Origin of the sequence: Saccharopolyspora shandongensis (assembly GCF_900106995.1) — a bacterium.
In the GTDB taxonomy this organism is placed as follows: domain Bacteria; phylum Actinomycetota; class Actinomycetes; order Mycobacteriales; family Pseudonocardiaceae; genus Saccharopolyspora; species Saccharopolyspora shandongensis.
Map to the genome: position 1 here is coordinate 187,131 of NZ_FNOK01000001.1, position 18,359 is coordinate 205,489.

Annotated in this window: 15 protein-coding genes; 4 read left to right on the plus strand and 11 right to left on the minus strand. The window is 70.5% G+C overall.

Annotated elements, in window-relative coordinates:
* Window positions 1–82: 82 nt before the first annotated feature.
* Window positions 83–1,582, minus strand: a complete 1,500-nt coding sequence (dop, locus tag BLW84_RS00930; RefSeq protein ID WP_093260176.1) for a depupylase/deamidase Dop — start codon at window positions 1,580–1,582, stop codon at window positions 83–85.
* Window positions 1,583–1,699: 117 nt separating this feature from the next.
* On the opposite strand from dop, the gene BLW84_RS00935 reads away from it, so the two are divergent.
* Complete coding sequence (locus BLW84_RS00935; protein WP_093260178.1) at window positions 1,700–2,209, plus strand: NUDIX hydrolase; 510 nt, start codon at window positions 1,700–1,702, stop codon at window positions 2,207–2,209.
* Between the two features lie 224 nt (window positions 2,210–2,433).
* On the opposite strand, the gene BLW84_RS00940 is transcribed toward BLW84_RS00935, so the two are convergent.
* Window positions 2,434–3,384, minus strand: a complete 951-nt coding sequence (locus BLW84_RS00940; RefSeq protein ID WP_093260180.1) for an aldo/keto reductase — start codon at window positions 3,382–3,384, stop codon at window positions 2,434–2,436.
* Window positions 3,385–3,464: 80 nt separating this feature from the next.
* A complete protein-coding gene (gene arc / locus BLW84_RS00945) occupies window positions 3,465–5,255 on the minus strand; it encodes a proteasome ATPase (protein ID WP_093260182.1) in 1,791 nt (596 codons plus the stop codon).
* A gap of 504 nt (window positions 5,256–5,759) precedes the next feature.
* Here arc and BLW84_RS00950 point away from each other — a divergent pair.
* Together BLW84_RS00950 and BLW84_RS47160 are read left to right on the plus strand one after the other, a co-directional pair.
* The gene (locus BLW84_RS00950) at window positions 5,760–6,410 is read left to right on the plus strand and encodes an Rv0361 family membrane protein (RefSeq protein ID WP_093260184.1); all 651 of its coding nucleotides are present in this window, start codon (window positions 5,760–5,762) and stop codon (window positions 6,408–6,410) included.
* 37 nt (window positions 6,411–6,447) lie between these two features.
* Window positions 6,448–7,248: a hypothetical protein gene (locus BLW84_RS47160; RefSeq protein ID WP_093260186.1), complete on the plus strand. Its 801-nt coding sequence runs from the start codon at window positions 6,448–6,450 to the stop codon at window positions 7,246–7,248.
* Between the two features lie 60 nt (window positions 7,249–7,308).
* Here the strand turns inward: BLW84_RS47160 and BLW84_RS00960 are convergent, their stop codons facing one another.
* Both BLW84_RS00960 and BLW84_RS00965 read right to left on the minus strand, forming a co-directional pair.
* Entirely contained in the window at window positions 7,309–8,142 is an 834-nt protein-coding gene (locus BLW84_RS00960) for a tRNA (adenine-N1)-methyltransferase (RefSeq protein WP_093260188.1), read from the minus strand.
* Window positions 8,143–8,200: 58 nt separating this feature from the next.
* Window positions 8,201–9,340, minus strand: coding sequence for a site-2 protease family protein (locus BLW84_RS00965; RefSeq protein ID WP_093260190.1), 1,140 nt, complete (start codon window positions 9,338–9,340; stop codon window positions 8,201–8,203).
* A gap of 89 nt (window positions 9,341–9,429) precedes the next feature.
* Between BLW84_RS00965 and BLW84_RS00970 the strand changes: the two genes are divergently transcribed.
* Window positions 9,430–10,317 (plus strand): RecB family exonuclease, encoded by an 888-nt coding sequence (locus BLW84_RS00970; protein WP_093260192.1) that lies wholly within the window; start codon window positions 9,430–9,432, stop codon window positions 10,315–10,317.
* Between the two features lie 15 nt (window positions 10,318–10,332).
* Here BLW84_RS00970 and BLW84_RS00975 read toward each other — a convergent pair whose 3' ends face one another.
* The 6 genes from BLW84_RS00975 to metH all read right to left on the minus strand — a co-directional run bounded on the left by BLW84_RS00975 (window position 10,333) and on the right by metH (window position 18,304).
* On the minus strand, window positions 10,333–11,178 hold the full coding sequence (locus BLW84_RS00975) for a VOC family protein (protein ID WP_093260194.1): 846 nt from the start codon (window positions 11,176–11,178) through the stop codon (window positions 10,333–10,335).
* 473 nt (window positions 11,179–11,651) lie between these two features.
* Window positions 11,652–12,500: an ATP phosphoribosyltransferase gene (hisG, locus tag BLW84_RS00980; protein ID WP_093260196.1), complete on the minus strand. Its 849-nt coding sequence runs from the start codon at window positions 12,498–12,500 to the stop codon at window positions 11,652–11,654.
* A 36-nt stretch (window positions 12,501–12,536) separates the two neighbouring features.
* Window positions 12,537–12,800: a phosphoribosyl-ATP diphosphatase gene (locus BLW84_RS00985; protein ID WP_093260198.1), complete on the minus strand. Its 264-nt coding sequence runs from the start codon at window positions 12,798–12,800 to the stop codon at window positions 12,537–12,539.
* Between the two features lie 91 nt (window positions 12,801–12,891).
* Window positions 12,892–13,860 (minus strand): homoserine dehydrogenase, encoded by a 969-nt coding sequence (locus BLW84_RS00990; RefSeq protein ID WP_093260200.1) that lies wholly within the window; start codon window positions 13,858–13,860, stop codon window positions 12,892–12,894.
* The gene (locus BLW84_RS00995) at window positions 13,860–14,564 is read right to left on the minus strand and encodes an HAD family hydrolase (RefSeq protein WP_281247347.1); all 705 of its coding nucleotides are present in this window, start codon (window positions 14,562–14,564) and stop codon (window positions 13,860–13,862) included. Before BLW84_RS00995 ends, BLW84_RS00990 begins: the two co-directional genes overlap by 1 nt.
* A gap of 197 nt (window positions 14,565–14,761) precedes the next feature.
* On the minus strand, window positions 14,762–18,304 hold the full coding sequence (gene metH / locus BLW84_RS01000) for a methionine synthase (protein WP_093260202.1): 3,543 nt from the start codon (window positions 18,302–18,304) through the stop codon (window positions 14,762–14,764).
* Between the last annotated feature and the right edge of the window lie 55 nt (window positions 18,305–18,359).

The following is an 18,359-nucleotide window of genomic DNA, read 5'->3' on the forward strand; positions in this document are numbered from 1 at the left end:
CGTTCGCCCACGTCCAGCCGGGCGTCTTTTCGATCATCCGCACCGGGCTGACGTGCACGAAACGTGTTCACGGACCGGTGGATCAGCCCTTCGTCAGCGAGTCGACCAGCTCTTCGGCGCTGGCCGCCGCCTCCAGCAGGGCTCCCACGTGGGCCTTGGTGCCGCGTAGCGGTTCCAACGTCGGGATGCGCACCAGGGATTCCCGGCCCAGGTCGAAGATGACCGAATCCCAGGACGCCGCCGCCACCTCGGACGGGTAGCGCTCCAGGCACCGGCCGCGGAAGTAGGCGCGGGTGTCCTCCGGCGGCGTGGTCACCGCATCCCGCACCTCCTCCTCGCTGACCAGGCGCTTCATCGAGCCGCGCGCGACCAGCCGGTTGTACAGGCCCTTGTCCAGGCGGACGTCGGAGTACTGCAGGTCGACCATGTGCAGCCGCAGCGACGCCCAGCCCAGGCCGTCGCGCGCCCGGTAGCTCTCCATGAGCCGGAGCTTGGCGGGCCAGTCCAGCCGGTCGGCGCAGTCCATCGGGTCGCCGCCGAGCAGGTCCAGCACCTCGCCCCAGGTGTTCAGGACGTCGTGGGCGACGCGCTCGCCGCCGTGCTCGTCGAGGTACCGGGCGGCGCGCTCGTGATAGGCGCGCTGCATGTCCAGACCGGTGAACCGGCGCCCGTCGGTGAGCTCGACGGTCTGCTTGAGGGTCGGGTCGTGGCTGATCAGGTGCACCGCCTGCACCGGGTCGGACAGTTTCAGGTCGTCGAAGCGCTGCCCCGACTCGATCATGTCCAGCACCAGCGCGGTGGCGCCGAGCTTGAGGTAGGTGGAGGTCTCCGCGAGGTTGGCGTCGCCGATGATGACGTGCAGCCGCCGGTACTTGTCCGCGTCGGCGTGCGGCTCGTCGCGGGTGTTGATGATGCCGCGCTTGAGCGTCGTCTCCAGGCCGACCTCGACCTCGATGTAGTCGGAGCGCTGGGAGAGCTGGAAGCCGGCCTTCTCCCCCGCCTGGCCGATGCCGACGCGCCCCGAACCGCAGATCACCTGGCGGGACGCGAAGAACGGGGTCAGGCCGCCGATCACCGAGGTGAACGGGGTGCTGCGGGCCATCAGGTAGTTCTCGTGGGTGCCGTAGCTGGCGCCCTTGCCGTCGACGTTGTTCTTGTACAGCTGGATCGGCGCGCTGCCGGGCACGCTGGCGGCCCGGATCGCCGCCTCCTCCATGACGCGCTCACCGGCCTTGTCCCAGATGACCGCGTCACGCGGGTTGGTCACCTCGGGCGCCGAGTACTCGGGGTGCGCGTGGTCGACGTACAGCCGCGCGCCGTTGGTGAGGATGACGTTGGCCGCCCCGAGGTCGTCGCCGTCCGATCCGTTGGTCTGCTGCGCCGCGGTGCTGAGGTCGAAACCGCGGGCGTCGCGCAACGGCGACTCGACCTCGTAGTCCCAGCGCGCGCGCCGCGCTCGCGGGATGTCGGCCGCCGCCGCGTAGGCCAGCACGATGTGCGTGGAGGTCAGCACCGGGTTGGCGCTGGAATCGCCCGGCACGACGATGCCGTACTCCACCTCGGTTCCCATGATCCGCCGCATACCTCGCAGCGTACGGGGTCTCACCGACCAAGCGGAGTGCCGCACGCCACAGGGATCCGAGTCGACCCGATTCGGCGCAACGCGTGTGCCTCGAAGGGAGGGTGCGACGATTGGGCCATGAGCGCGGGCGATGAAGCAGTGGCGGTGTACGACGCGGCCGGGCGTGTCGTGGGCAGCGCGACGCGACGGCGGATGCGCGCCGAGGGCCTCTGGCACGCGGTCGGCGAGGTGCTCGTGCTGTCGCCGGACCGCAGCCAGGTCTACGTGCACCGCCGCACCGACACCAAGGACATCTACCCCGGCATGCACGACTGCTGGGCGGGCGGTGTGGTCGCCGCCGGGGAGGCCCCGGAGGTCACCGCGAAGCGCGAGCTCGCCGAGGAGCTCGGGGTGCACGAGGCGTCGATCCGGCCCCTGTTCCAGACCTTGCACGAACTGGGCAGCGTGCGGTTCCACGCGTTCCTCCACGAGGCGCTGTGGGACGGCCCGATCGTCCACCAGCCCGAAGAAGTCGCCGATGGCTGGTGGATGCCCCTGGACGAGCTCCGCGAGCGCCTGAACGATCCTGGGTGGCCGTTCGTGCCGGACGGCCGCCAGTTCACCGAAGAGTGGTTCGCCCGGTCGTGAACCGATTCTTTGATCTTCGTTTTTCAAGCGGCGCAGCCGCTTAGCCCACCCTCGCAACTTGCACCGCCGCGGGTTCTCAGGTGTCTTCTCGCGAGGACAGCCCCGACGTGGTGAATTGGCATTCATGATGTCGGGGATCCCACAGCGAGAAGACGACAGCAACTCCCGCAGGGGGGCCGCTACCCGCACCGCCACGCAAAACGAGCCTGGAAACAGCCCTTGGCTCAGTGCCAAGGGAGTTCGGCGCGTTCGCCCCAGTAGGTCGCGGCGTCGCGGGCCAGCCGGCTCAGCGCGTCGAGGTCCCGCTCGGTGAGTTCCACCCGGCTGGCCGCCAGGTTCGACTCCAGCTGCTCGACGCTGGCCGCGCCGACGAGCACCACGTCGGCCCAGGGCTGCCGCAGCACGTGCGCGAGCGCGATGGCATCGGTGCCCACGCCGTGCCGGTCGGCGACCCTGGTGAGCTCCGCGGGCGGATCCACCGCGAGCCGCCCGTTCGCCAGGGTTTCCTTCACCAGCACCCGCCAGCCGCCGGTGTGCGCCTCGGCCAGGAAGCGGCTCGCGGACGGCTCCAGGGTGTTCCAAGTGGATTGCACGGCGCTGAACAGCTGCCGCCCGCCCACCTCGATCTCCCAGGCGCGCTCGATGGTTTCGCCCTGCGCCGCGCCGCTGGTGGAGAAGCCCAGCTGCACCCCGGCGTCCCGGATCCGCGCCAGCTCGTGCTGCAGCGCCAGGTCGTCGAACAGCGGGCTGCTGGTGGTCAGCGAATGCACCTGGTAGAGGTCGATGCGGTCGCCGAGCAGCGTCCGGGTCTCGGCCCACTGGGTGCGCAGGCGTTCCACCGAGTGCTCCTTGACCTCGTGCACCTCGGTTTCGATGCGCCACTGCGCGACGTAGGCGTAGCCCCACTTGCTGGACACCGCGACGTCCTGGTGGCCGCGTTCCCGCAGCCAGTCCGCGAGGAACTGCTCGGCGCTGCCGTAGGAGCGGGCCGTGTCCACCCAGCGGATCCCGTTGGCGTACGCGGCGTCGAGCACCGTCCGGGTGCGTTCCCGCATCGCCTGCGCGGTGCGCTGCACGGGCAGCACGGCGGCACGGCCGACGTTGATGTACGCGGGCCTGCCGAGCGCGGCGAGGCCGAGTCCTAGGCGCTGCACCGATCGTTGCGCTGGGAGCATGCCTGGAACCTAACCTCTGTCGGCCCGCCGCACAGCTCGGGGCCGCCACCCTCGCTGGGATGGCGGCCCCGAGCTCGGCCTTACAGGTACTGGCCGGTGTTCGTGGCCGTGTCGATCGCTCGGCCGGATTCCTGGTTCTTCCCGCTGACCAGGGTGCGGATGTAGACGATCCGCTCGCCCTTCTTGCCGGAGATGCGGGCCCAGTCGTCCGGGTTGGTGGTGTTGGGCAGGTCCTCGTTCTCGGCGAACTCGTCGATGATGGCGTCCTGCAGGTGCTGCACGCGCAGGCCCGGCTGGCGGGTCTCCAGCACCGCCTTGATGGCCGCCTTCTTCGCCCGGTCCACGATGTTCTGGATCATCGCGCCCGAGTTGAAGTCCTTGAAGTACAGGACTTCCTTGTCGCCGTTGGCGTAGGTGACCTCCAGGAACCGGTTCTCCTCGGTCTCGGCGTACATCCGCTCGACCGTGGTCTGGATCATCGCCTCCACGCACGCGCCCTTGTCGCCGCCGAACTCCTTGAGGTCTTCCTCGTGGATCGGCAGTGCCTTGGTCAGGTACTTGGAGAAGATGTCCTTCGCCGACTCCGCGTCCGGACGCTCGATCTTGATCTTCACGTCCAGCCGCCCCGGCCGCAGGATCGCCGGGTCGATCATGTCCTCGCGGTTGGAGGCGCCGATGACGATGACGTTCTCGAGCCCTTCGACACCGTCTATCTCGCTGAGCAGCTGCGGCACGATGGTCGTCTCCACGTCGGAGGAGACGCCGCTGCCGCGGGTCCGGAAGATCGAGTCCATCTCGTCGAAGAACACGATCACCGGGGTGCCCTCGGAGGCCTTCTCCCGCGCCCGCTGGAAGATCAGCCGGATGTGCCGCTCGGTTTCACCGACGAACTTGTTGAGGAGTTCGGGGCCCTTGATGTTCAGGAAGAAGGACTTGGCGTGACCGTCGTCGTCGCCGCGCGCGGCGGCGACCTGCTTCGCCAGCGAGTTGGCGACGGCCTTCGCGATCAGCGTCTTGCCGCAGCCCGGCGGGCCGTACAGCAACACGCCCTTCGGCGGCCGCAGCTGGTACTCGATGTAGAGGTCGGAGTGCAGGAACGGCAGCTCCACCGCGTCCCGGATCTGCTCGATCTGGCCGGCCAACCCACCGATGTCCTGGTACCCGACGTCGGGCACCTCCTCCAGCACGAGGTCTTCGACCTCGGCCTTCGGCACCACGTCGTAGGCGTAGCCCGCCTTGCTGTCGATCAGCACCGAGTCGCCGGCCTTCAGCCCGGACGCGGCCAGCGGTTCGGTGACCCACACGACGCGTTCCTCATCGGTGTGGCCCAGCACCAGCGCCCGGGGGCTCTCCCCGGCACCGCTGGACAGGAGCTCCCGGAAGGTGCAGACCTCACCGGTTCGCTCGAACGCGCCAGCCTCCACCACCGTCAGGGCCTCGTTGAGGCGCACTGACTGGCCCAGTCTCAGTTCCTCCGTCTCGACGTTGGGCGACACCGCCACCCGCATCTTGCGACCAGACGTGAACACGTCGACCGTGCTGTCCTCGTAACCGCGCAGGAAGACCCCGTAACCGCTGGGGGGCTGCGCGAGGCGGTCGACTTCTTCGCGCAGCGCCATCAGCTGGCCCCGCGCTTCCTTCAGGGTCTCGGTGAGTTTGGCGTTCCGTTCGGTGAGCTGGCTCACTCTCTCGGATGCCTCGGCCAGCCGCTTTTCCAGCAACCGGGCCTGTTGGGGAGACTCGTTGAGCCTGCGGCGCAGCAGTGCAACCTCGTCTTCCAGGAGACGAATCTGGCTGCGGAGTTCTGCGGAGCCACCGCTGTACTGCTCGCCGCCCTCCTCAGGCCGGCTGCCGGGACGGTCGTGCTGCATGTCGGCACCCTCCTCCCGTGCTCGTACCACCACGGTACCGGCGATCACCGACGACGGCGGCGTCGTTGATGCCCGCCGGATCGCCCAGCGTGCCACAAAAATCCGCGAATACCCATGAGGCGGGCCAGGTTGGCGCCAGCCGGTCGCTTTTCGGCCGGGCGGGGCGGACACGTTGCGTTGACGATCATGGTCCGTTCGATACGTTCCCGATCGGGCGACGCGGCCCCGCGAGCACCGGTTTTCCGTTGCGCCACGCGGATCGGGGCGGTCGGCGGGCAACCGGGTTAACCGATCCGGCAACCGGGTGGCGTTGCGACCCCCTGCTGCGAGCGCATCCGGCACTTCTCCCATCATTTGGAACAACTGCCCTCGCGTGCCACTTCCGCCCGGCGAATTCCCCATGACGATTGAGTGCCGAAAAGTCCACTCCGTGCACCACCCGTCACTGGCTCTGATCTACTTACGGCCGCCGAAAGCAGCAACGCACCACTCCGGGGAGGAGCTATGACCTATCCGCCGCAGCAGCCTGGACAGGGCGGGTGGGGCCAGCAACCCGCGGGCAACGGGTTCCCTCAGCAGGGCCCGCCGGAAGCCCCGCAGCAGCAGCCCGCCTTCTACGGCAACCAGCACACCGGCTGGGGCCAGCAAGGGCCGGACCAGCCGCAGCAGGCGCCCATGGCCCCCCAGTGGGGCAGCGAGTTCGGCCCCGGCTCCTGGATCCAGGAGCCCAACGGCTTCGCCGACATCGAGCCGCCGCAGCGGAAGAAGTCGAAGCTGCCGCTGATCCTCGGCCTGGTCGGGGCGCTCGTCGTCCTCGCCGGGGCCGGTGTCGGGGTGTTCTTCTGGCTGAACAGCGGGCCCGGTGAGGCCCGGCCGATCGCGCAGCAGGTCGTCCAGAAGGTCAACGCCGGCGACTTCAACGGCGTGAGCAGCCTGTTCTGCGACTCCAACAAGGCCGAGCTGAACACGGCGATGAGCCAGCTCCGCCAGTGGAAGTTCAACGTCAGGCTCGGCGAGGTGACCGAGCGTGGCGACCAGGCCACCGCAAAGTTGACCGGAACCTACGAGGCCGACGGATCGTCCACACCGGTGGACCAGACGATGGGCCTGGTCGTGGAGGACGGGACCTGGAAGGTCTGCCAGCTCGACCAGTGAGCCCACAGCAAGAGCATGTGAGCAAGGGGGAGGACCCATGACGTACCCACCGCAGCAGCCGCCCGGGCAGGACGGCTGGGGGCAGCAGCCCGGCGGCCAGTACCCGCCCAGCGGTGGCCAGCCGCAGCAGGGCTTCGGCGGCCAGCCGGGCGGTGCCTACCCGCCCAGCGGCGGCCAGCCCCAGCAGGGCTTCGGCGGCCAGCCGGGCGGTGCCTACCCGCCCAGCGGCGGCCAGCCCCAGCAGGGCGGCGCGTACCCGCAGAGCGGCCCGCAGCCGCAGCAGGGCTTCGGCCAGCAGCCCCCGTACCCGCCGCAGGGCGGCGGCTTCGGCCAGCCGGGCTTCGACGCGCCGAAGAAGAAGTCCCCGCTGCCGTGGATCCTGGGCGGCGTCGGCGGCCTCCTCGTGATCGGCCTGGTGATCACCCTGGTGATCGTCTTCACCGGCGGCCCCGGCGACCCCCGCGACACCGCCCAGGAAGGCGTTGACGCGATCAACCAGAAGGACTTCGCCACCCTCCAGACCTTGGCCTGCCAGAAGGACAAGGAAGAGTTCCAGAAGATCATCGACGGCATGGAGGGCAAGGGCGGCGACTTCGAGGGCCTCGAGGAAGTCGGCCTCAGCCAGGAAGACATCAAGAAGTTCATCGACAGCCTGAAGTTCGACGCCAAGCTGGGAGAGGTCAAGGACAACGGCGACAACACCGCCACCGCCAAGGTCAGCATCACGATGTCCGCTTCGGGCACGATCATGGGCCGGGACCTCAGCGAGATGCCTCCCCAGACCGAGGAGCAGGAATTCAAGATGGTCGTCGAAGGCGGCGACTGGAAGCTCTGCTGATCGACGCCTGAACCGCGAAACGGCCCGCCCCGATGTCATCGGGGCGGGCCGTTTCGCGGTTCAGCCCTTGCTGGGGCGGCGTTGGACGCGGGGCGGGGTCACGCCGTCCGCCAGGCGGCGGGTCGTCAGGAGGAACGCCGTGTGCGCCACCATCCGGTGGTCCGGGCGGACCGCCATGCCCACCACGTGCCACGGGCGCAGCAGCGTTTCCCAGGACTGCGGTTCCGTCCAGTTCTGCTGCTCGCGGATCGCCTCCGTGATCCGGGACAGCTGGGTCGTCGTGGCCACGTAGACGACCAGGACGCCGCCGGGGAGCAGCTTCTCGTGGATCTTGTCCAGGACTTCCCACGGCGCGAGCATGTCGAGCACCACCCGGTCGACCGGCTCGCCGCCGTACTCCTTGACGTCGCCCAGCTGCAGCGTCCAGTTGTCCGGCTTGTCGCCGAAGAAGCGCCGCACGTTGCGCTCCGCGTGCTCCGCGTGGTCCTCGCGCACCTCGAACGACGTCACGCTGCCCTCGGGGCCGACCGCGCGCAGCAGGGAGCAGCTCAGCGCGCCCGATCCGGCACCGGCCTCCAGCACCCGCGCGCCCGGGCGGATGTCGCCCCACATCAGGATCTGCGCCGCGTCCTTCGGGTAGATGACCTGGGCGCCGCGCGGCATCGACAGCACGTAGTCGGCCAGCAGCGGCCGCAGCGCCAGGAACGACGTGCCGCCCGCCGAGGTCACCACCGAGCCCTCCGGCTTGCCGATCAGGTCGTCGTGCGCGAGGGCACCGCGGTGCGTGTGGTACTCGCCTCCCTGTTCCAGGACGACCGTGTACTTCCGGCCCTTCGGGTCGGTCAACTGAACCCGGTCGCCGGGCTGGAACTCACCGCTGACGGTGCTGCTCAAGTGCTGCCTACCTTCTCCACGCTGGTACAACGCACCATCGTCGCAGAAGGCTTCCAGCTCACCCGCGACGGGAGCGGAGCGCGTTGCGGAGGTCCTCGCGGCGCAGCACGCCGCTGGGCCTGCCCTCGCCGTCGACCACGAGGAACTGCCAGGCCAGCACCGACTGCACCCGCTCCAGGATCGCGTCCGGGGTCTCGCTGTCGAGCAGGATCGTGTCCGGGTCGACCGGTTCGGCCGCGCGCTCGGCCGGTTCGTTCGGCGTGTGGGTGGCCAGGCGCTCCGCCGCGGTCTGGTCGAGCAGCCCGACCGCGATGCCGTCGGCCCGCACCAGCACCACGCCCCGGCCCGCCGCCGCCAGCAGCGCATCGCCCACCGGGCTCTCCGCCGGGAGCTGCAGGACCGGGCGCACCAGGTCCCCCAGCGCCAGGCCCGCCGGCCAGCGCTTGCGCTGCTCCGCCGCGTGCTCCGCGCTCGCACCGGCCACCACGAACCACGCCATCAGCACGCACACGCCCAGCCGCAGCCACTGGTCCTGGGCGTTGTTGAGCAGGCCGACCAGCGCCCAGCCGATCAGCACCGCCGCCACCGCTCCCGCGCCGATCACGCCCGCCGTGGTGCCCGTGGCGCGCTTGCCGGTGAGCCGCCAGGTCAGCGCCCGCAGCATCCGGCCGCCGTCCAGCGGCAGGCCCGGCAGCAGGTTGAACACCGCCACCGCCAGGTTCGCCACGCAGGTCTGCGCGACCAGCAGCCAGATCGCGCCGCCGGGCACCAGCGCGAACCAGCCGATGCCGGTCACCAGCGCCAGCACCATCGACACCGCGGGCCCGGCCGCCGCGATCAGGCCCTCCTGGGTGGGTTTCGGCGGCGTGCGGGAGATCTCCGACAGGCCGCCGAGCAGGAACAGGCGAACGCGCCGCACCGGCAGCCCCAGGCGCAGCGCGACGATGCAGTGCCCGAGCTCGTGCAGCAGCACCGAAACCGCCAGCAGCACGGTGAACACCGCCGCCAGCAGCGCGCTCTCCCAGATCCCCGCGCCCGGCAGGATCCGGCCCACCAGCGGCGTGTAGAGCAGCACGATCAGCGCCGCCCCGAGCCACCACGACGGCGACAGCAGCACTGGCACCCCGGCGATGCGGAACAGCAGCAGGCCACCGTCGTTCAACTTGGGCCGGACGGGAGGAGACGCGGTCGACGGCATGCACGCAGGGTAGTGCCCCACCCGTGAGGCAGTCGTGATCCGTGCAGGGGGTGATCGCGTGTCGGTCGGCTCGATTAGGGTCTCGGGCCATGGCGGAACCTGCGCAGGCGACAGGCGGGACACTCCAGGACGGCGGGCCCAGGCGGCCGGCGCTGTCCCCGTCCCGCGCGAGCGATTTCAAGCAGTGCCCGCTGCTCTACCGGTTCCGCGCCGTGGACCGGCTGCCGGAGACGCCCAGCAAGGCGCAGGTGCGCGGCACCGTGGTGCATTCGGTGCTGGAGCGGCTGTTCGGGCTGCCGACGGCCGAGCGCGACCAGGCGCAGGCGCGAGCGCTGCTGCAGCCGGCGTGGGAGGAGCTGCTCGCGCAGCAGCCCGAGCTCGGCGAGCTGTTCGACGGGCCCGAGGATCCCGAGCTGGCGGGCTGGCTGGAATCGGCGAACGTGCTGCTGGACGCCTACTTCGAGCTGGAGGACCCGCGGCGGCTGGAGCCGGAGGCCTGCGAGCTGCGGGTGGAGACCGAACTCGACTCCGGGGTGCTGCTGCGCGGGTTCATCGACCGCGTCGACGTGGCCCCGACCGGCGAGATCCGGCTGGTCGACTACAAGACCGGCGCCGCGCCGCGGGAGATCGGCGAGGCCAAGGCGATGTTCCAGATGAAGTTCTACGCCCTGGTGCTGTGGCGCACCCGCGGCGAAATCCCCCGCCAGCTGCTGCTGATGTACCTGGCCAGCAAGCAGCGGCTGGCCTACACGCCGGACGAGACGGAGCTGCGCCGCTTCGAGCGCACCCTGGAGGCGATCTGGGGGGCGATCCTGCGGGCGGGCAAGACGGGTGACTTCCGGCCGAACCCCAGCCGCCTGTGCGACTACTGCGACCACAAGCCGCTGTGCCCGGCCTTCGGCGGCACCCCGCCGCCGTACCCGGGCTGGCCGGAGCCCGACCCGGGCCCGGAATCCGTCCTCGACCGGACCGACTGACCCCCCAGCGGGCGGTCAGTCCTCGTAGGGGTCGTAGTTGGCGGCGGTGCCGAAGTCGCCGGCCTGCGTTGGGTCGATGACCGCGAATCGGGCGCCGGTGGGATCCCGGAGGACCGAGACCCGGCCGATGCTGGAGTCGTACGGGTCCACCCGGACGCGGCCGCCGAGGCCGATCGCGCGGCGGACCAGCTCGTCGGTGCCGACCTCCGCGTCGACGCCGAGGTACAGCAGCCAGTGCGGCTTGGTGGACTCCGTGATGAAGTCGCGGATCATGCTGACCCGGGCGCACACCGACTCGTCGCCGAGGTACCAGACGGAGTAGTCCGAGCGGTTCTCGGTGCCGAACTGCTCGGCGCTGTAGCCGAAGAGCTCCTGGAAGAAGTGGTCCGCGGTCTGCGCCTTGATGGTGACCAGCTCGGCCCACATCAGGGTGCCCGGCAGGCCGACGTCGAACTGCCAGGACTCCTCGGGTTCCAGCAGCCCGAACTCGGCCCCGGCCGGCCCGACCAGCACCGTCTTGGCGCCCAGCCCGGGCACCTCGTTGCGCGGCACGGTCACCGTCGCGCCCAGCGCCACGGCCTGCTCGGCGAAGGCCTCGCAGTCCGCGGTAGCCAGGTAGAGCCGCCAGCTCGATTGGTCACCGGAGGCGGCGCGCAGGCTGGCCACCGGGAATCCCTCGCGCATGGCGATCACGTGTTCGCCGGAGACCGGGTCGCGATGGGTTTCGTACGTCCAGTCGAACAGCCCGGCGTAGAACTCCTGGGCCCGCTCGAGATCCGTGGTGATCAGCTCTATCCAGCAGGGCATCCCCTCGTAGAGCTCCCACCGCGGCGGGGTAGTTCCCGGTACCACGACGGCCATTTCCTCACCCCCACCGGCTCGTCCAAGATCGTCTCGAATTCCATTATCCGCAATCGGCACAGCCGGCTCGGTGCACTTGGATCACAATCCGGTGGAGCAACCAGACATAAAGGACAAGCTCGCGAAGAACGCGACGCCCGCCGGAGCACCGGGCGAAAACGCCACGCCCACCCGGTCACGGCGCGGACCGGGTGGACGTGGCGTTCGCCTGGAACCAGACCAGCGCGTTGACAGGCTGTGGCGCGACACGGGCGCTTTTGAAGCGGCGCAGCCGCTTAGCCCACCTAAGCAACTCGCACCGCCGCGGTTCTCAGGCTGTGCCCGCCCTTCTGGGCTACTGGGCGAGGCCAGTCCCCGACGCCGCGTATTGGACATACGTAAGTCGGGGCTCCCACAGACCAGGCGGCGTCTGTAACTCCCGCAGGGGGGCCGCCACCCGCACCGCCACGCAAAACAAGCCCGGAAACAGGCTGTCAGAGGCGGCAGGCCCTGATGTCGGAGGACAGGATCGCCTTGGCCCCGACGGCGGACAGGCGGTCCATGATCGCCGGGGCGTCCTTGCGCGAGACCATCGCGCGCACCGCCACCCAGCGGTCATCGGCCAGCGGCGACATGGTCGGCGACTCCAGACCCGGCGTCACCTCGGTGGCGTCGTCGAGCAGGTCGCGCGGGCAGTTGTAGTCCAGCATCACGTACTGCTGGGCGAACACCACGCCCTGCAGGCGGGCGATCAGCTGGTTCTTGGCCTGCTCGTCGTCCGAACCGCGGCGCTCGATCACCACCGCCTCGGAGTTGCAGATCGGCTCGCCGAAGGCGACCAGGCCGTGCTGGCGCAGCGTGCGGCCGGAGCCGACCACGTCGGCGATGGCGTCGGCGACGCCGAGCTGGATGGAGATCTCCACCGCGCCGTCGAGCCGGATGACGTCGGCCGTCACGCCGTGCTGCGCGAGGTCGTTGGTGACCAGCTTCGGGTAGGACGTGGCGATCCGCTTGTCCTGCAGATCCGCGACGGTCCAGTCGTGCTGGCCCGCCGGGGCGGCGTAGCGGAACGTGGAACCGCCGAAGCCGAGCGCGAGCCGCTCCTCTACCGGGGCGCCGGAATCGCGGGCCAGATCGCGGCCGGTGAGCCCGAGGTCGAGCTCGCCGGAACCGACGTAGATCGCGATGTCCTTGGGGCGCAAGAAGAAGAACTCGACGTCGTTGGTGGTGTCCAGGACGGTGAGGTCCCGCTGCTCATGGCGCTGCCGGTACCCGGCTTCCGCGAGCATCTCGGATGCGGGACCGGCGAGGGTGCCCTTGTTGGGCACAGCCACACGCAGCATGGAACTTGTTCTCCTCGGTTTATTCCTGGGTTGGGTTCACAGGTAGCGGTAGACGTCCTCAAGGGACAGTCCGCGCCCCAGCATGATGACCTGCAGCCGGTACAGCAGCTGCGAGATCTCCTCGGCGAGCTGTTCGTCCGATTCGTGCTCGGCGGCGATCCACACCTCGCCGGCCTCTTCGAGGACCTTCTTGCCCTGGGCATGCGTCCCGGCGTCGAGCGCGGCCACCGTCGCCGAGCCCTCCGGACGGGTCCGGGCTCGTTCCTGCAGTTCGGCGAACAACTCGTCGAAGGTCTTCACAGTCCACGATCCTTGCATCCCGGGCCGCCGAACCAGAAGGCGGACCCGCTCGTTTGCGGGTTTCATCACGGCGCGTCACCCGCCGGACACCTCAGTGGAACCCGGTGGTCGCCTCCAGCACCGCACCCAGCGTGTCCTTGACCATGGCCAGCGCCGCGCCGCGCGGACTCGACCGGCCGCCGGAGACGGCGACCGTCCCGGCTTCGCCGCAGTCGTAGCTGATCGCCTTCTCCGGCCCGAGCAGCGCGCCGAACGTGCTCGCCGCGGGTTCGGCGCGCAGCTCGACGCGCACCAGGCCCGGCTCCTCGCGCTGCGCGCTCGCGACCTGCCGGAGCCGGTGGCCTTCCGGCACCGGCGGCAGCGGTTCGCGGATCGGCTCCGCCGCGACCGCGACGTCCGCCGGGTCCCAGCCCCACAGCAGGCCGGTGATCAGCCGCAGCTTGGTCGCGGCGTCCTTGCCGGAGAGGTCGGCGGTGGGGTCGGCCTCGGCGATGCCCTGCCGCTGGGCGTCGACGACCGCGCCGGCCAGGCCGTGACCTGCGGCGATCTGGTCGAGGACGAAGGTCGCGGTGCCGTTCGGGCAGCCCTGCACGGCGCGGACGTCGAAGCCGCGCAGCACCGAGCGGGCCAGGTCACCGGCGGGCATCGCGGCGCCGGTCGCCCCGGAGATCCGCACCGACCGCCCGGCCCGGCGCGCGGCCTCGTCGAGCTTCCGCCAATGCGTGAGCAGGTGCGACTTCGTCGCGGTCACGACGTGCGCGCCCTGCTGCAACGCCTGCAGGGCGTCCAGCGCGGGCTGGTCGCTGCCGTCCGAGGGCACGGCCTGCGCCAGCACCCGGGCGCCGGCGAGCAGTTCGGCGAACTCACCGGCGGGATCCCACTGCCCGCGGGACGGCACGGCGCCGTCGACCCGGACCTGCGACTGCCGGCCGCGGACCGCGACGACGTGCAGGTCGGCGCCGTAGGTGTCGCGCCAGCGCGCGCGATGCCGCCGGATCAGCTCGACGTACTCCCGCCCCACCGGCCCGTACCCGGCCAGCACGATCGGCACGTCGATCATCACGCCGCCCGGGCGAACAGCTCACCGAGGGCGGCGAAGTCCACGTCCGCCAGCGAGTCGCGCAGGACCCGGTGCGGGCCGGGCTGCAGCGGCACCTCGCAGGGGATGGCGATCACCAGGCAGCCGGCGGCCTCCGCCGCGGCAACCCCGGTCGGGGAATCCTCGATCGCGACGCACCGCGCCGGGTCGACGCCGAGCAGGCGCGCGGCCTTCAGGTACGGCTCCGGCTCGGGCTTGTTCTTGCCGTCCACCTCGTCGCCGCAGACCGTCACGTCGAACGAGTCCCGGCCGAGAGTTTCCAGCGCCAGCTCCGTCAGGGAGCGGATCGTGGAGGTCACCAGCGCGGTGGGGATGCCCAGCTCGCGGGCCTCGCGCAGCGCCTCCGGCGCGCCCGGCCGCCACGGCAGGCCCAGCTCGAACAGCTCCTCCATGCGGGCCGCGACCCACTTCGCCGCCGCGTCGACTTCCTCGGTGCTGACGTCTTCTGGGACGCCCGCGATCCCGACGTCGACCAACAACAGTCGCATGCTGCGCGTCATGTTGGAGCCGACCATCGCTTCCCTGGTGGCGTCGGTGAGCGCGCCCCCGCGATGCCTTGCGTAGTCGTCCAGCGCGATGGTCCACAGCTTCTCGGAGTCGACGAGCGTGCCATCCATGTCGAACAGCACTGCGGCGGGCGAGTTCTGACCGGCGTCGCGGGTCACTCAGAGATCTCCGTTCCGGGAAGAGGTGTGGGCCAGGACCGCTACCAGTACAGCACCCGAGGTCCGGCCTCCCCAGCGAAAGTGTCCAATCCCTCGTCGCCCCCCGCCCCACCGGCCACGATCGGAGCAATCGACGCGCGGCTGGGCCCCGGTCAAGACCGCCTACGAGGCGGTGAACCGGAACGACGAGCGGTAGCTCAGGTGTTGAAGTACTTGGCCTCCGGGTGGTGGGCGACGATCGCGTCGGTGGACTGCTCCGGGTGCAGCTGGAACTCCTCGGACAGCGTCACGCCGATGCGTTCCGGCCGCAGCAGCTCGACGATCTTGGCGCGGTCCTCCAGGTTCGGGCAGGCGCCGTAGCCGAGGGAGAAGCGGGCGCCGCGGTAGCCCAGCCGGAAGAACTCCTCCACAGTGGACGGATCGTCGGCCGCCACCGGAACGCCCGAGGCGAACAGCAGCTCCTGGCGGACGCGGCGGTGCCAGTACTCCGCCAGCGCCTCGGTGAGCTGCACGCCGAGGCCGTGGATCTCCAGGTAGTCGCGGTAGGCGTTGCGGGCGAACAGTTCGTTGGCGAAGTCGGCGATGGGCTGGCCCATCGTGACCAGCTGCAGCGGCAGCACGTCCACCTGCCCGGATGCCTCGGCGCGTTTCCGCGAGCGGAAGAAGTCCGCGAGGCACAGGTGCCGGTCGCGGGCCTGGCGCGGGAACGCGAAGCGGCAGCGCTCCGGCGCGTCCGCCGCGGCGTCCTCCAGCACGACCAGGTCGTCGCCCTCGGACACGCACGGGAAGTAGCCGTAGACCACCGCCGCGTGCTGCAGGATCCCCTCGGTGGCGAGCTGGTCCATCCAGTACCGCAGCCGCGGCCGCCCCTCGGACTCTACGAGTTCCTCGTAGGTCGGGCCGCCCTTCGCGCCGCGCAGCCCCCACTGGCCGAAGAACGTGGCCCGTTCGTCCAGGTAGGCGGAGTACTCGCCGACCGGCACGCCGCGCACCTCGCGCCCGCCCCAGAACGGCGGCGTGGGCACCGGCACGTCGGCGGCCACGTCCGAGCGGGTCACCGGCGCGGGTTCGGCCGTCGCCTTGCGCTTCTCGGCGATCCGCAGCGACCTCTCCCGGCGGGCCTTGCGCTCGGCCTTCTTCGCCTCCTCGGCCTGGTCCGGGACGATCACGCCGCCGCGCTTGCGGGCCATGATGGAGTCCATCAGCCGCAGGCCCTCGAAGGCGTCCCGGGCGTAGCGCACCTCGCCGCGGTAGAGCTCGTCGAGATCACCCTCCACATAGGACCGGGTCAGCGCGGCGCCGCCGAGCAGCACCGGGTACTTCTCGGCCACTCCCCTGGCGTTGAGCTCCGCCAGGTTCTCCTTCATGATCACGGTGGACTTCACCAGCAGCCCGGACATGCCGATGGCGTCCGCGCGGTGCTGCTGCGCGCTGTCCAGGATCGTGCCGATCGGCTGCTTGATGCCGAGGTTGACCACGTTGTAGCCGTTGTTGGACACGATGATGTCGACCAGGTTCTTGCCGATGTCGTGCACGTCGCCCTTGACGGTGGCCAGCACGAGAGTGCCCTTGCCCGCGGCGGATTCCCGCTCCAGGTGCGGTTCGAGGTAGGCGACGGCGGCCTTCATGACCTCGGCGGACTGCAGCACGAACGGCAGCTGCATCTGACCCGAGCCGAACAGCTCGCCGACGACCTTCATGCCGGCCAGCAGGTTCTCGTTGATGATCCCCAGTGGCGGCTTCTCCGCCATCGCCGCGTCCAGGTCGGCTTCCAGCCCGTTGCGCTCGCCGTCGACGATCCGCCGCTCCAGGCGCTCGAACAACGGCAGCGCCGCGAGTTCTTCGGCCCGCGACGCCCGACTGGACTTCGCGGTCTGCCCCTCGAAGAGCTCCATCAGCCGCTGCAGCGGGTCGTAGCCCTCGCGGCGCCGGTCGTACACCAGGTCGAGCGCGACCTCCCGCTGCTCGTCCGGGATCTTGTTCATCGGCAGGATCTTCGAGGCGTGCACGATCGCCGTGTCCAGCCCCGCCTCCCGGCACTCGTTGAGGAACACCGAGTTCAGCACCTGCCGCGCCGCCGCGTTCAGTCCGAAGGAGACGTTCGAAATGCCCAGCGTGGTGCGGACTTCCGGGCGCGTGCGCTTGAGCTCGCGGATCGCCTCGATGGTCTCGACGCCGTCCCTGCGGACCTCCTCCTGGCCGGTGGAGATCGGGAACGTCAGGGTGTCGATGATGATGTCCGACTCCGCCATCCCCCAGTTCGAGGTCAGGTCGTCGATCATCCGGTTCGCGACCCGCAGCTTCCAGTCCCTGGTGCGGGCCTGCCCGTCCTCGTCGATGCACATCACCACCACCGCGGCGCCGTGCTCGCGGACGAGCTCCATGACGCGGCGGTAGCGGGAATCCGGGCCGTCGCCGTCCTCGTAGTTGACCGAGTTGACCACGCACCGGCCGCCGAGGCGCTCCAGCCCGGCGCGCAGCACCGGCGGCTCGGTCGAGTCCAGCATCACCGGCAGCGTCGAGGCGGTGGCCAGCCGCGCGGCCAGCTCGGCCATGTCGGCCGCCCCGTCGCGGCCCACGTAGTCCACGCAGAGGTCGATCAAGTGCGCCCCGTCGCGGGTCTGAGCCTTGGCGATCTCGACGCAGGAGGCGTAGTCGCCCTCCAGCATCGCCTCGCGGAACGCCTTGGAGCCGTTGGCATTCGTGCGCTCGCCGATCACCAGCACCGACGCGTCCTGGGCGAACGGCACGGCCTGGTACAGCGAGCTGACGCCCGGCTCGGGCTGCGGCTCGCGCCGCGGCGGCGCCAGGTCGCGCACCGCCTCGACGACCTGGCGGATGTGCTCGCCGGTCGTGCCGCAGCAGCCGCCGACGAGCCGGGCGCCGTACTGCGCGACGAACTCGGCGAGCGCCTCGGCCAGCTCCTCCGGCGTCAGCGGGTACACCGCGCCGTTCGGGCCGAGCTGCGGCAGCCCGGCGTTGGGCATCACCGACAGCGGCACCCGCGATTGCTTGGCCAGCTGCCGCAGGTGCTCGCTCATCTCGGCCGGACCGGTCGCGCAGTTCATCCCGATCAGGTCGATGCCCAGCGGCTCCAGCGCGGTCAGCGCGGCGGTGATCTCGGTGCCCAGCAGCATCGTGCCGGTGGTCTCCACCGTCACCTGCGCGATGATCGGCACCCGCCGCCCGGCCCGCGCCATGCCGCGCTTGGCGGCCAGCACCGAAGCCTTGGTCTGCAACAGGTCCTGCGAGGTCTCCACCAGCACGGCGTCGATCCCGCCGTCGAGCATGCCGACGGTCTGCTCCTCGTAGGCGTCGCGCAGCGCCTCGAAGGTCACGTGCCCCAGCGTCGGCAGCTTGGTGCCCGGCCCCATCGCGCCCAGCACGAACCGCGGCTGCCCGGCGGTGGCGAACTCGTCGGCGCAGTCCCGGGCCAGCCGCGCGCCGCGCTCGGAGAGATCGCGGATGCGGTCGGCGATGCCGTACTCGCCGAGGTTGGCCAGGTTCGCGCCGAAGGTGTTCGTCTCGATCGCGTCCGCCCCGGCCGCCAGGTAGCCGCGGTGCACGCCGCGCACCACGTCCGGGCGGGTGGCGTTGAGGATCTCGTTGCAGCCCTCCAGGCCCGCGAAGTCGTCGAGGCCCAGCGGCACCTCCTGCAGCATGGTGCCCATCGCACCGTCGGCGACGAGAACCCGGCGCTCCAGCGCCTCCAGCAGTGGCGACCAGGGAGAATGCGGCATACCGACCAGCGTACGAGCGCGTCCCAACCGAATTCCCACACTGTGGTACGGCTGC

Excerpts from the sequence above, each read along its gene's own strand:
- dop (WP_093260176.1), bottom strand. The coding sequence starts at position 1,582 with ATGCGGCGGATCATGGGAACCGAGGTGGAGTACGGCATCGTCGTGCCG.
- BLW84_RS00935 (WP_093260178.1), top strand. The coding sequence starts at position 1,700 with ATGAGCGCGGGCGATGAAGCAGTGGCGGTGTACGACGCGGCCGGGCGT.
- BLW84_RS00940 (WP_093260180.1), bottom strand. The coding sequence starts at position 3,384 with ATGCTCCCAGCGCAACGATCGGTGCAGCGCCTAGGACTCGGCCTCGCC.
- arc (WP_093260182.1), bottom strand. The coding sequence starts at position 5,255 with ATGCAGCACGACCGTCCCGGCAGCCGGCCTGAGGAGGGCGGCGAGCAG.
- BLW84_RS00950 (WP_093260184.1), top strand. The coding sequence starts at position 5,760 with ATGACCTATCCGCCGCAGCAGCCTGGACAGGGCGGGTGGGGCCAGCAA.
- BLW84_RS47160 (WP_093260186.1), top strand. The coding sequence starts at position 6,448 with ATGACGTACCCACCGCAGCAGCCGCCCGGGCAGGACGGCTGGGGGCAG.
- BLW84_RS00965 (WP_093260190.1), bottom strand. The coding sequence starts at position 9,340 with ATGCCGTCGACCGCGTCTCCTCCCGTCCGGCCCAAGTTGAACGACGGT.
- BLW84_RS00970 (WP_093260192.1), top strand. The coding sequence starts at position 9,430 with ATGGCGGAACCTGCGCAGGCGACAGGCGGGACACTCCAGGACGGCGGG.
- BLW84_RS00975 (WP_093260194.1), bottom strand. The coding sequence starts at position 11,178 with ATGGCCGTCGTGGTACCGGGAACTACCCCGCCGCGGTGGGAGCTCTAC.
- hisG (WP_093260196.1), bottom strand. The coding sequence starts at position 12,500 with ATGCTGCGTGTGGCTGTGCCCAACAAGGGCACCCTCGCCGGTCCCGCA.
- BLW84_RS00990 (WP_093260200.1), bottom strand. The coding sequence starts at position 13,860 with ATGATCGACGTGCCGATCGTGCTGGCCGGGTACGGGCCGGTGGGGCGG.
- metH (WP_093260202.1), bottom strand. The coding sequence starts at position 18,304 with ATGCCGCATTCTCCCTGGTCGCCACTGCTGGAGGCGCTGGAGCGCCGG.